This is a genomic window from Nocardiopsis oceanisediminis (genome assembly GCF_048595525.1).
GTDB lineage: Bacteria > Actinomycetota > Actinomycetes > Streptosporangiales > Streptosporangiaceae > Nocardiopsis_A > Nocardiopsis_A oceanisediminis.
In genome coordinates this window covers 5866152-5878006 of record NZ_JAFMZJ010000001.1, presented here as the reverse complement: position 1 = coordinate 5878006, position 11855 = coordinate 5866152, and the positions used below count along the sequence as shown (strand labels likewise).

General features: G+C 74.1%; 9 protein-coding genes and 1 riboswitch. All 9 genes read left to right on the top strand.

Annotation, left to right across the window (positions count from 1 at the left end):
- Window positions 1-447 precede the first annotated feature (447 nt).
- Window positions 448-3087 carry an alpha-glucan family phosphorylase gene (glgP, locus tag J0910_RS25630; protein WP_420161100.1) on the top strand — a complete coding sequence of 880 codons (2640 nt, stop codon included), beginning with the start codon at window positions 448-450 and terminating at the stop codon, window positions 3085-3087.
- Window positions 3088-3111: 24 nt separating this feature from the next.
- A riboswitch (TPP riboswitch) is annotated at window positions 3112-3217 on the top strand.
- Window positions 3218-3286: 69 nt separating this feature from the next.
- Window positions 3287-3871, top strand: a complete 585-nt coding sequence (locus tag J0910_RS25625; protein WP_420161099.1) for an ECF transporter S component — start codon at window positions 3287-3289, stop codon at window positions 3869-3871.
- Window positions 3868-5379 carry an ABC transporter ATP-binding protein gene (locus J0910_RS25620; RefSeq protein ID WP_420161098.1) on the top strand — a complete coding sequence of 504 codons (1512 nt, stop codon included), beginning with the start codon at window positions 3868-3870 and terminating at the stop codon, window positions 5377-5379. The genes J0910_RS25625 and J0910_RS25620 overlap by 4 nt, the downstream gene beginning before the upstream one ends.
- Entirely contained in the window at window positions 5376-6095 is a 720-nt protein-coding gene (locus tag J0910_RS25615; RefSeq protein ID WP_420161097.1) for an energy-coupling factor transporter transmembrane component T family protein, read from the top strand. The genes J0910_RS25620 and J0910_RS25615 overlap by 4 nt, the downstream gene beginning before the upstream one ends.
- Before the next feature lie 170 nt (window positions 6096-6265).
- A complete protein-coding gene (locus tag J0910_RS25610; protein WP_420161096.1) occupies window positions 6266-7054 on the top strand; it encodes an enoyl-CoA hydratase/isomerase family protein in 789 nt (262 codons plus the stop codon).
- A gap of 41 nt (window positions 7055-7095) precedes the next feature.
- Window positions 7096-7656, top strand: a complete 561-nt coding sequence (locus tag J0910_RS25605; protein WP_420161095.1) for a YbaK/EbsC family protein — start codon at window positions 7096-7098, stop codon at window positions 7654-7656.
- Window positions 7657-7796: 140 nt separating this feature from the next.
- Window positions 7797-9836 (top strand): serine/threonine protein kinase, encoded by a 2040-nt coding sequence (locus J0910_RS25600; RefSeq protein WP_420161094.1) that lies wholly within the window; start codon window positions 7797-7799, stop codon window positions 9834-9836.
- A 224-nt stretch (window positions 9837-10060) separates the two neighbouring features.
- Window positions 10061-10837, top strand: coding sequence for an electron transfer flavoprotein subunit beta/FixA family protein (locus J0910_RS25595; protein ID WP_420161093.1), 777 nt, complete (start codon window positions 10061-10063; stop codon window positions 10835-10837).
- A gap of 30 nt (window positions 10838-10867) precedes the next feature.
- The gene (locus J0910_RS25590) at window positions 10868-11812 is read left to right on the top strand and encodes an electron transfer flavoprotein subunit alpha/FixB family protein (RefSeq protein WP_420161092.1); all 945 of its coding nucleotides are present in this window, start codon (window positions 10868-10870) and stop codon (window positions 11810-11812) included.
- Window positions 11813-11855 lie beyond the last annotated feature (43 nt).

Here is an 11855-nt window from a genome sequence, read left to right as displayed (position 1 = left end):
ATGCCGTACCGGCTCTGGATGTTCCCGGTGTTCCCTCGTGTGCCGCCCGTGTGTCGGGTTTCCGGCAGGGAAGGATGTTTCAGCGTGATGCCGCGTGTTTCAACTGACTGATTCCGGGACGGAGGAGCCGCGTCTCACTGTCCTATCGTCAGGGCCCGGAACGCCGCTGCCGACAGTCCGGCCGCGATTATTTTTGTGATTGTCGTCACAGTGCGAATGCGGATATCCATGCGGTTTTAGACATGTTTCTTTCGTATTGATTCCGGCGAACCGGTCATTGGTTTCAGAAGTTCACTGCGGGCACGGCGGCAACACGGGCATGAATAGGATTCGGTTCGGGCTCTTCCCGGCATTCGGGCGGTGCTCTGCACTGAATTCTCGGTGAAATCACGAAAACGGCCCGGAAAGGCTCGCGCCCCGGCCGCGCATTGGCTAGCCTCACGGTCCGTGAAGGCGATCCGGAGATTCACCGTACGTACCGTTCTGCCCGAAGAGCTGTCCGCGCTGGGCCGGCTCGCGGCCAACCTGCGCTGGGTCTGGCACGCCCCGACCCGCGAGGTGTTCGCCGCGGTCGACGCCGCGCTGTGGGAGTCCGTCGGCCGCGACCCCTACCGGATGCTGGGGGAGGTGGGCCGGGAGCGCCTCGCGGAGCTCCGCACCGACGAGGCGTTCCGCGCCCGGCTCGCCGAGGCCGCCGCGGACCTGGACGCCTACCTCGGCGGGCCCCGCTGGTACCAGGGGGCGGACGAGGCGGACCGGCCGCGCGCCATCGCCTACTTCTCCGCCGAGTACGGCCTGGCCGCCGCGCTGCCGCAGTACTCCGGCGGCCTCGGCATCCTCGCCGGGGACCACCTGAAGAGCGCCAGCGACCTGGGCGTCCCGCTGATCGGGGTGGGGCTGCTCTACCGGCACGGCTACTTCTCCCAGACCCTCTCCCGGGAGGGCTGGCAGCTGGAGTCCTACCCCGAGGTGGACCCGCAGGGCCTGCCGATCACCCGGCTGTCCGGCCCCGGCGGGGCCCCCGCCGAGATCGGGGTGGACCTGCCCGGCGGCGAGCGGCTCACCGCCCGGGTCTGGGTCTGCCGGGTGGGCCGGGTGCCGCTGCTGCTGCTGGACGCGGTGCACGAGGGCAACCCGCCGGGCCTGCGCGCGGTCACCGACCGGCTGTACGGCGGCGGCGGGGAGCACCGGCTCCGCCAGGAGCTGCTGCTCGGCGTGGGCGGGGTGCGCGCGGTCCGGCTCTACTGCGAGATCAGCGGCCACCCCCGGCCCGAGGTGTTCCACATGAACGAGGGGCATGCCGGCTTCCTCGGCCTGGAGCGGGTCCGCGAGTACATGGACGGCCGCGGCGTGGACGGCGGGCCGCTCGGCTTCGCGGAGGCGGTCGAGGCCGCCCGGGCCGGGACCGTCTTCACCACGCACACCCCGGTCCCCGCCGGCATCGACCGCTTCCCGCGCGAGCTGGTCCTCGCCCACCTGGACGGGGACTCCCCGGCTGTGCCGGGGCTCCCCGCCGACCGGGTGCTGGAGCTCGGCGCCGAGGACTACCCGGGCGGCGACCCCGACGTGTTCAACATGGCGGTGATGGGCATGCGGCTGGCCCAGCGGGCCAACGGGGTCAGCCGGCTGCACGGGGCGGTCAGCCGGGGCATGTTCCAGGGCCTGTGGCCCGGGTTCGACCCGGACGAGGTGCCGATCGGCTCGGTCACCAACGGGGTGCACGCCCGCACCTGGGTGGCCGAGGAGGCCCAGGAGCTGGCCGCGGCGGTGGTCGGCGACTCGGCCGAGTTCAACCGCTCCGAGGGCTGGCGCAAGGTGGCCCGCGCGGACGAGGGCGAGCTGTGGCGGATGCGGCGCACGCTCCGCGGCCGGCTGGTGGAGGAGACCCGCGCCCGGCTGCGCGCCTCCTGGCGGGCCCGCGGCGCCACCGGCGCCGAGCTGGGCTGGATCGACGGCGTGCTCGACCCCGACGTGCTCACCATCGGCTTCGCCCGCCGGGTGCCCTCCTACAAGCGCCTCACCCTGATGCTGCGCGACCGGGACCGGCTCGCCCGGCTGCTGCTCCACCCGGACCGGCCGGTGCAGATCGTGGTGGCGGGCAAGGCGCACCCCGCCGACGAGGGCGGCAAGCGGCTCATTCAGGAGATCGTTCGGTTCAGCGACCGCCCCGACGTCCGGCACCGCATCGTCTTCCTGCCCGACTACGACATGGACCTGGCCGCCTCCCTGGTGCAGGGGAGCGACGTGTGGCTGAACAACCCGCTGCGCCCGCTGGAGGCCAGCGGCACCTCGGGGATGAAGTCGGCGCTCAACGGCGGGCTCAACCTGTCGGTCCGGGACGGCTGGTGGGACGAGTGGTTCGACGGGTCCAACGGGTGGGCGATCCCCACCGCGGACGGGGTCTCCGACCCCGACCGCCGCGACGACCTGGAGTCCCGCGCGCTCTACGAGCTCATCGAGGAGCGGGTCGCGCCGCTCTTCTACGACGCCGACGGCGACGGCCTGCCCAAGCGCTGGCTGGAGATGGTCAAGCACACCCTGGTCTCGCTGGGGCCGAAGGTGCTGGCCACCCGGATGGTCCAGGACTACGTGGCGGGCTACTACCGGGGCGCCGCGGCCTCCTCGCGGGCGCTGCTGGACGGCGGCGCGGCCGGCGCGCGCGAGCTGGCGGCCTGGAAGGCCCGGGTCCGCGCCGGCTGGCCGGGGGTGCGCATCGAGCACGTCGAGGCCGGCGGGATCGACGCGGGCACCGGGGAGCCGCCGCGGGCCGGCGGCGAGCTGGACCTGAGCGCCACGGTCCGCCTCGGCGACCTGGACCCGGACGACGTCCAGGTGGAGGCGCTGGTCGGCCGGGTCGACGAGGACGGCCGGCTGGTGGCGCCGGCCGTCGCCGTGCTGGAGTGGACCGGCGGCGGGCAGGAGGGGCACCGCTACACCGGTTCGGCCCCGCTGACCAGGGCGGGCTCCGGCGGCTACACGGTGCGCGTGCTGCCCCGGCACCCGGCGCTCCGCTCGGCCGCGGAGATGGGGCTGGTGGCCGTTCCGGAGCCGCACCGCGGAATGGAGGACGGGATCGTGCTGCGCTGAGCGGCGATAACCCGCATAATGGGTGGAAACCGACAGGGGAGCGCTTCGGCGCTGAGAGTGCGGAGACCCCGCAGACCCTTAGACACCTGATCTGGATCATGCCAGCGAAGGAAGTCGTGTGTTCCGCCCGGCGGAGTCCGTACCGGGCGCTCTTGGCCTGAGCCCTCTCGTGTCCTCACCGACGCGAAGGGACCCACCCGTGAAGACCACCGCCCAGCGTTCGCCGTACGCCTGGCGCACCGTCGACATCGTCGTCGCCGCGGTGCTCGGCGTCGCCATCGGCGTCATATTCTGGTTCTGGGGCATGCTCTGGCAGGCCACCGCACCGCTGTTCGTCTTCTTCCCGCCCGCCCAGGCGGTCATCTACGGCATCTGGCTGCTGCCCGGCGTGCTCGGCATGCTGGTGCTGCGCAAGCCCGGGGCGGGCGTCCTCACCTCGGTCGCGGCCGCCACGGTCTCGGCGCTGCTGGGTACGCACTGGGGCATGATCGTGCTGGTCGCCGGCTTCTTCCAGGGGCTCCTGCCGGAGCTGGTCTTCCTGGCCGGCCGGTACCGCTCCTGGGGCATGGCGGCCTCCGTGCTGGCCGCCGCGGCCGCCGCGCTGGCCCCGATCGGCATGGACCTCACCATGACCTACGCCGACTGGCCGGCCTCCTTCATGGCCGCCTACGCGGCCTTCGTCGCCGCCAGCTCGGTGCTGATCGCCGGGGTCGGCGGCCGGCTGCTCACCACCGCCCTGGCCCGGGCCGGGGCGCTCACCCCCTTCCCCTCGGCGCGCGGATGAGCGGCGCGCGGATCCGGCTGCGCGGCTGGGGCTGGCGGCACGCCGGCCGCGAGGAGTGGGCGCTGCGCGGGGTCGACCTGGAGGTCGAGCCCGGCGAGCGGGTACTGCTGCTCGGCCCCTCCGGCGCCGGCAAGAGCACGCTGCTGCACGCCCTGGCCGGGCTGACCGGGCCGGAATCGGCCATCACCGGGGAGAGCGAGGGCGAGCTCACCGTGGACGGCGCCCCGGCCGAGCGCGGCCGGGGCGGCACCGGCCTGGTCGCCCAGGACCCGGAGACCCAGCTGGTGATGGCGCGGGCCGGCGACGACGTCGCGTTCGGCCTGGAGAACATCGGTACCGACCCGGAGCTGATCGGCGGCCGGGTCCGGGAGGCGCTGGCCGGGGTCGGCTTCGGCCACGGCCCGGAGCGCTCCACCGCGGCGCTCTCCGGCGGGGAGAAGCAGCGCCTGGTCATCGCCGGGGCGCTGGCGATGCGGCCCCGGCTGCTGCTGCTCGACGAGCCCACCGCCAACCTCGACCCGGAGGGCGCCGCGCAGATCCGCGGGGTGCTGGCCGGGCTGGCCGCGGAGAGCTCGGCGACCATGGTGGTCGTCGAGCACCGGGTGGCCGAGGCGGTCGGCCTGGTGGACCGGGTGGTGGTGGTCGAGCCCGGCGGCGGCGTGGTCGCCGACGGCCCGCCCGGCGAGGTGTTCGCCCGGCACGGGGCGGCCCTGGCCGCCCGCGGGGTGTGGGTGCCCGGCCACGAGCCGCGGGCGCCCGGAGCCTCCGGGGCCACCGGGGAGGTGCTGATCCGGGCCGCCGGGTGCACCGCGCTGGAGCCGCTGGGCCCCGGCACCGACCCGCGCCGCCGGCGCACCGTCCTGGACCGGGTGGAGGCGGCCGTGGCCGGCTCCGCCACCACCGCGCTGACCGGGCCGAACGGCGCCGGGAAGTCGACCCTGCTCACCCTGCTGGGCGGGCTGGCCCGGCCGGACGCCGGCTCGGTGCGGCCGGAGGGCGCGCTGGCCGGGGTGGACCGCCGGGACCTGGGCCGCTGGCCGGCCCGGCGGCTCGCCCGCCACCTGGGCACGGTCTTCCAGCACGCCGAGGACCAGTTCGTCACCGCCACCGTCCGGGAGGAGCTGGAGTTCGCCCCGAAGCGGGCCGGGCTGCCCGCGGAGACCGCCGCGGCCTGGGTCGGCGAGCTGCTGGAGCGGCTCCGGCTGGCGCCCCTGGCCGGGGTCCACCCCTACACGCTCTCCGGCGGGGAGAAGCGGCGGCTCTCGGTGGCCACCGCGCTCAGCTCCGGGCCGGCGCACGCCCCCGACGTGCTCCTGCTCGACGAGCCCACCTTCGGCCAGGACGCCTGCACCTGGGCCGAGCTGGTGGCGCTCCTGGCGGAGCTGCGCGCGCAGGGCCGCGCGGTGGTCATGGCCACCCATGACGAGCGGCTGCTCGGCCCGTTCACCGACGTGGAGCTGCGGGTGGCCGGCGGCGGCGTGGCGCCCGCGGTGGGGAGCGGCCGATGACCGGGGTGCTGCGCCGCCGCAACCCGGCGGCCAAGATCGTCGCCGCCCTGCTGGTGGCCGCCGGGCTGATCCCCGCGGTCGACCCGGTGACCGCGGGCGCGGTGCTCGCCGCGACCGTCCTGCTGCTGCCGTTCGCGGGCCTGGAGCGCCGGGCGCTGCTCACCGTCGGCGTGCCGCTGGTGCTGGCCGCCTTCTCGGTCGGCCTGGTCAACCTGCTGTTCGGGGAGAGCGGCCCGATGACCGCGTTCGGCCTGGCGGTGCGGCTGCTGGCGATCGCGCTGCCCGGGGTGCTGGTCGCGCTGACCAGCGACCCGACCGAGACCGCCGACGCGCTGGTGCAGCGGCTGAAGGTGCCGGAGCGGCCCGCGCTGGGGGTGCTGGCCGCGCTGCGCCTGATCCCGCTGCTGGCGGCGCACTGGCGCACCCTCACCCTGGCCCGGCGGGCCCGCGGCCTGGAGCCGGGGCGCAACCCGGCGGCGCTGGCCGCGCAGTTCGCCGGGAAGGCCTTCGCGCTGCTGGTCCGGGCGATCCGGACCGGGACGCTGCTGGCCACCGCGATGGACGCGCGCGGGTTCGGCACCGGGCCGCGCACCCACGCCCGCACCAGCCGGTGGTCCGGCGCGGACGGCGCGCTGATCGCCGGGACCGTGCTGGTCCTGGTCGCGGCGCACCTGCTCTCGATGCGGATGGGCACCTGGCGGCTGCTGTTCGGCTGAGTCTGCGGCGCGGGGGCCCGGGGTCCCCGCGCCCGGCCCGGCCGCCCGGTACGGCCGCCGCCCCGTTCGGCGGCGCGGGCGGGGGCGGGGGAGCCGGGCGGCGCCGTGGTAGGACATCGGGAGGCGCCGGAGAACCCGGGCGCGGGACCGAAGGGCAGGAGGGCTCGGCAGTGGGCGAGTTCGTGCGGGTGGAGAAGGACGCGGAGAATCCGGCGGTCGCGGTGATCAGGCTGGACCGGCCGAAGATGAACGCGCTCAACGCGCAGGTGCAGCGGGAGATCGGGGCGGCCGCGGCCGAGGTCGCCGCGGACGGCTCGGTGGCCGCCGCGGTCCTCTACGGCGGGGAGCGGGTGTTCGCCGCGGGCGCCGACATCAAGGAGATGGCCGGCATGGGCTTCGCCGACATGGCGGCCCACTCGCGCACCCTGCAGGCCTCGTTCACCGCGGTCGCCGAGATCCCCAAGCCGGTGGTGGCCGCGGTCACCGGCTACGCTCTGGGCGGCGGCTGCGAACTGGCGCTCTGCGCGGACTTCCGGGTCGCCGCGGAGGACGCCAGGCTGGGCCAGCCGGAGATCCTGCTCGGGGTGATCCCCGGGGCCGGCGGCACCCAGCGGCTGCCCCGGCTGATCGGCCCGGCGCGGGCCAAGGACCTGATCTTCACCGGGCGGCACGTGCCGGCCGACGAGGCGCTCCGGATCGGCCTGGTGGACCGGGTCGTTCCGGCGGCGGAGGTCTACTCCGCGGCGGTGGCCATGGCGGCCCGCTACGCCGGCGGCCCCTCGGCGGCGCTGCGCGCGGCCAAGGAGGCGGTCGACCGCGGGCTCGAGGCGGACCTGGGCACCGGCCTGGAGATCGAGCGGGTGCAGTTCGCGGCGCTGTTCGGCACCGAGGACCAGAAGATCGGGATGCGCAGCTTCATGGAGAGCGGCCCGGGCAAGGCGGAGTTCACCGGGCGCTGACCGGAACCGGCCGGGCGGCGGAGAAGAGGATAGCGGCGGAGATGGCGGAGCGGATCTGGGGCCTTGCGGCGGCCCCCGCGGCGGAGCGGACCGACCTGCTGGCCGCGCCGGTGGCGGCGGGGCTGGAGGGCTGGAAGGCGGCGGCGGAGGAGCCCCCGCCGCTGGTCGCCGAGGTCGATCCGGCGCTCTCCGACACCGCCGCCGCCTCCGAGGCCTACGGCTTCCCGATGGAGGCCGGGGCCAACTGCATCGTGGTCACCGGCAAGCGCGGCGGCGAGGTGCGCAGGGCGGCCTGCGTCGTGCTCGCCACCACCAGGCTGGACGTCAACGGCGCGGTCCGCCGCCGGCTCGACGTGCGCAAGGCCTCCTTCGCCCGGCAGGACGACGCGGTCGCCGCCACCGGGATGGAGTACGGCGGCATCACCCCGGTCGGCCTGCCGGAGGGGTGGCCGCTGCTGATCGACGCGGCGGTGGCGGCCTGTCCGCTGGTGGTCATCGGCAGCGGGGTGCGCCGCTCCAAGCTGATCGTCCCCGGAGCGGCCCTGACCGGCCTCCCGGGGGCCGAAACCGTCGACGGGCTCGGGCTTCCGGCCGAGGGCTGAGCGGCACCGAAGCGGAACCGGGCGCAGGTATTTTCCGTCATACTCGTGGGGTTGCAAGGGGCGCGCAGCGCGGTACCGCTCGCCCCGCGACGGCTAAGCTGGTCGTGGCGGTATGCGGGTTTTGAGGGGATGAGTTCGCAATGGCAATGTCGGCAGGTTTCCCCGAGGGTGAGGAGCTGCCGGAACGCGTCGGCCCTTATTCCATCCGGAGGCGCATCGGCCAGGGCGGTATGGGCGTGGTCTACCAGGGCTACGATCCCCGGCAGGACCGCCTGGTCGCGATCAAGGTGCTGCGCTCGGAGGTGGCCGGCGACAACATCGCCCGCGCCCGCCTGGCCCGAGAGGTGGAGACGATGCGGCGGGTGCACAGCCGCAACGTCGCCGAGGTGATCGACGCGGACACCAGCGCCGAGCTGCCCTGGGTGGTCACCGAGTACATCCCCGGCCCCACACTGGACTCCACGGTGGAGTCGCACGGCCCGCTGCGCGGCCGCGCGCTGACCAACTTCGTCAGCGGCCTGGCCCGCGCCATCGACGACATCCACGCGGCCGACGTCATCCACCGCGACCTCAAGCCGGGCAACGTCATCATCTCCAACGGCGAGCCGATCGTCATCGACTTCGGCATCGCGCACGCGGTGGACGGCGCCAAGCTCACCCAGACCGGCACCTTCGTCGGCACGCCCAGCTACCTGTCCCCCGAGGTCATCGAGGGCACCGCGCTGGGGCCCGCGACCGACGTGCACGCCTGGGGCGCCACGGTGTCCTTCGCGGCCACCGGCAACGCGCCCTACGGTGCCGGGTCCTTCGAGGTCATCTTCTTCCGCATCCTCAACGGCGAGATCAACATCGAGGGGATGCCGGAGCGGCTCCGCCCGCTGGTCATGAAGGCGGTCTCCCGGGACATGGCGGCCCGGCCGACCGCCGCCCAGCTGGTCGCCGAGACCGGGCGGCTCAACCTCGACCTGCCGCTCAGCGACGACATCGCGGCCTACGTCGGCTCCGGGATGACCGGGAAGCACACCGCGGTGCACCGCTCGGCGCAGCCCGCGCAGCAGGACCGGCAGGAGGAGTCGCGCTCCGAGGCCGCGCCCGCCGCCGAGTACGGCCCGGCCACCGAGTACGGGCCCGCGACCGAGTACGGCCCGGCCACCGAGTACGGCCCCGCCACCGAGTACGGGGCGGGCGCGACCCGCGCGGTGCCGCCGGCGGAGACCGCCGAGTCGGCCGCGGAGCCCGCGGACGACCCCCAGGCGACCGGCCTGCTGGAGCCGCGCGAGGCGGACGACCCGCAGGCCACCGGGCTGCTGGACCCGCAGGACGCGGACCGCACCCGGGCCGGCCAGGTGCGCACCTACTACGCCGACGACGAGGACGGGCAGGGCGGCGGCGCCCCGCAGACCCAGTACTTCAACTCCACCCTCCGCCCGGAGGACTTCCAGGACATCCTCACCCCGGTCGAGCAGGACGCCCGGCGCGGCCGCCGGTCCTCCCAGGACGGCGACGAGGCCGAGGAGGAGGGCCGGGGAGGCCTGTTCGGGCGCTGGCGGCGCAGCGGCGGGGACAGCGTCAGCGACTACTGGGGCGGCGGTGAGGACGACGAGTACTACGACGACGACCGCTGGCACCTGCCCCGGCTCTACCTGGTCGCGCTGCTCGCGCTGGTCTCCGGCATCGCGCTGGTGCTGCCCTGGATCGGGATGCTGTTCGGCCTGGTGCTGGTGAGCCTGCTCGGCGCGCTGGGCACGGTCAAGGCCAACCACGCCCGCCGGCTGCAGACCCGGGCGCCGCGCAGCTCCGACACGATCGTGGTGGCACTGGACATGCCGGTGGCGCTCCTGCGCAACCTGGGCGTCAACGCGCTGTACGGGCTGGGGTACCTGCTCGTCGGCAGCGTCCTCGGGTTCATCGTCGGGATGCTCACCGGCAGGGAGGGCATCAACAACGCGGTCGCCTTCGGCACGTTCGTGATGGTCCTGCTGAGCTTCGTGGGGCCCAACGCCCGCGGTGCCCGGGGCCAGGCGATGGAGCTGCTGGACAAGGTGGGCTTCCGCAACGTGTACGTCTACTGGGGCGTCATCGTGTTCACCGTGCTCTTCGCGATGCTGGTGCTCTCCTTCGGGTTCAGCGCCGCCCCGGTCTGGGTCTGGTTCCCGCCCAGCAACCCGTTCGGTGGTTAGGGTGCCCTAAGCTCTGAAGTCCCGGGGGTGTGTTCGCCTTCTGTGCTACTAGTCAGTAACATCGGGGGCGAGCACCATGAACAGGCGGGACGCGGGACGTGAACGCGCCCCCCGCCGCCGGATGCCATCAGCGCATTTGGCACCCTTAGGGGCCACGGACGCACCGGCGTCCGCGCCGTCCGAGCGGGCGACGCAAGGGAGTGCAGGGAGGTCGGCCACCGGCCATGAATATTGTCGTTTTGGTCAAGCAGGTCCCGGACACGGCGACCGAGCGGAAACTCGCGGATGACCACACGCTGGACCGCGCGGCGTCGGACGGCGTCATCAACGAGCTGGACGAGTACGCCATCGAGGAGGCCCTCCTCCTCAAGGAGAAGCACGGCGGCGAGGTCACGGTCCTGAGCATGGGTCCGGACCAGGCCACCGACTCCATCCGCAAGGCGCTCTCCATGGGCGCCGACAAGGCGGTGCACGTCAACGACGAGGCGCTGAAGGGCTCCGACGCCCTGCAGACCGCCTACGCGCTGTCCAAGGCCCTGGGCACCATCGAGTTCGACCTGGTCGTGCTCGGCTCGGAGTCCACCGACGCGCGCACCGGCGTGGTCGGCGCGGCGCTCGCCGAGTACCTCGGCCTGCCGCAGCTCACCCTGGCCGGCAAGGTCGACGTGGACGGCTCCGCCATCAAGATCCAGCGCCAGACCGACTACGGCTACGACGTGGTCGAGGCGCAGCTGCCGGCGGTGGTCAGCGTGGTCGAGAAGATCAACGAGCCGCGCTACCCGTCGTTCAAGCTGATCATGCAGGCCAAGAAGAAGCCGGTGCAGAAGCTGGGCGCCGCCGACGCCGGCATCGACACCGCCAAGGTGGGCCTGGCCGCCGCGACCACCCAGACGGTCGACGCCGCCCCGGCGCCGCCGCGCGCCGCCGGCACCGTCGTCAAGGACGAGGGCGACGGCGGGGCGAAGATCGCCGCGTTCCTCGCCGACAAGAAGTTCGTATAGGTCCGGCGAGACGAAAGAGGGATTCAAGACATGGCTGAGGTCCTCGTCCTCGTCGACCACGTCGACGGTGAGGTCAAGAAGGTCACCACCGAGCTGCTCACCGCGGCCCGCCGGATCGGCGAGCCGGCGGCCGTGTGGGTCGGTGAGGGTGCCGACTCGGGCAAGGCCAAGCTGGCCGAGTTCGGTGCGGAGAAGGTCTACGTCGCTCCGGCCGAGCTGAACGACTACGTCGTCGCGCCCAAGGCCGAGCTGCTCGCCAAGCTGGCCGGGGAGAAGTCCGCCGCCGCGATCCTGGTCTCGGCCACCGCCGAGAACAAGGAGATCGCCGGGCGCACCGCGGTGAAGCTGGGCTCCGGCGTGCTCACCGACGTCGTGGACGTCACCGCCGAGCTGGTCGCCGAGCACAGCGTCTTCGGCGGCGCCCTGGTCACCCACGCCAAGGTCGCCTCCGGCACGCCGGTCGTCGCGATCCGCCCCAACTCGGTCCCGGCCGAGCCGGCCTCCGGCGCCGCCGCGGTCGAGGAGGTCTCGGTGGAGGTCTCCGACGCGGCCAAGGGCGCCAAGGTCGTGGAGCGCGTCGCCCAGGAGCAGGGCGCCCGCCCGGAGCTGACCGAGGCCGCGATCGTGGTCTCCGGCGGCCGGGGCGTCGGCTCCGACGACTTCTCCGTGGTGGAGAAGCTGGCCGACTCGCTGGGCGCCGCCGTCGGCGCGTCCCGCGCCGCGGTCGACTCGGGCTGGTACCCCAACCAGTTCCAGGTCGGCCAGACCGGTAAGACGGTCAGCCCCAACCTGTACATCGCGCTGGGCATCTCCGGCGCGATCCAGCACCGGGCCGGCATGCAGACCTCGAAGAACATCGTCGCGGTCAACAAGGACCCCGAGGCGCCGATCTTCGAGCTCGCCGACTACGGCGTCGTGGGCGACCTGCACACCGTCGCCCCGCAGCTCACCGAGGAGATCGAGAAGCGCAAGTAGGCGCGGCTCCGCGGAAGGCCGGCGGCGGCCCCGGGCACCTCGT

Excerpts from the sequence above, each read along its gene's own strand:
- J0910_RS25615 (WP_420161097.1), top strand. The coding sequence starts at position 5,376 with ATGACCGGGGTGCTGCGCCGCCGCAACCCGGCGGCCAAGATCGTCGCC.
- J0910_RS25595 (WP_420161093.1), top strand. The coding sequence starts at position 10,061 with ATGAATATTGTCGTTTTGGTCAAGCAGGTCCCGGACACGGCGACCGAG.
- J0910_RS25590 (WP_420161092.1), top strand. The coding sequence starts at position 10,868 with ATGGCTGAGGTCCTCGTCCTCGTCGACCACGTCGACGGTGAGGTCAAG.
- J0910_RS25605 (WP_420161095.1), top strand. The coding sequence starts at position 7,096 with ATGGCGGAGCGGATCTGGGGCCTTGCGGCGGCCCCCGCGGCGGAGCGG.
- J0910_RS25620 (WP_420161098.1), top strand. The coding sequence starts at position 3,868 with ATGAGCGGCGCGCGGATCCGGCTGCGCGGCTGGGGCTGGCGGCACGCC.
- J0910_RS25600 (WP_420161094.1), top strand. The coding sequence starts at position 7,797 with ATGGCAATGTCGGCAGGTTTCCCCGAGGGTGAGGAGCTGCCGGAACGC.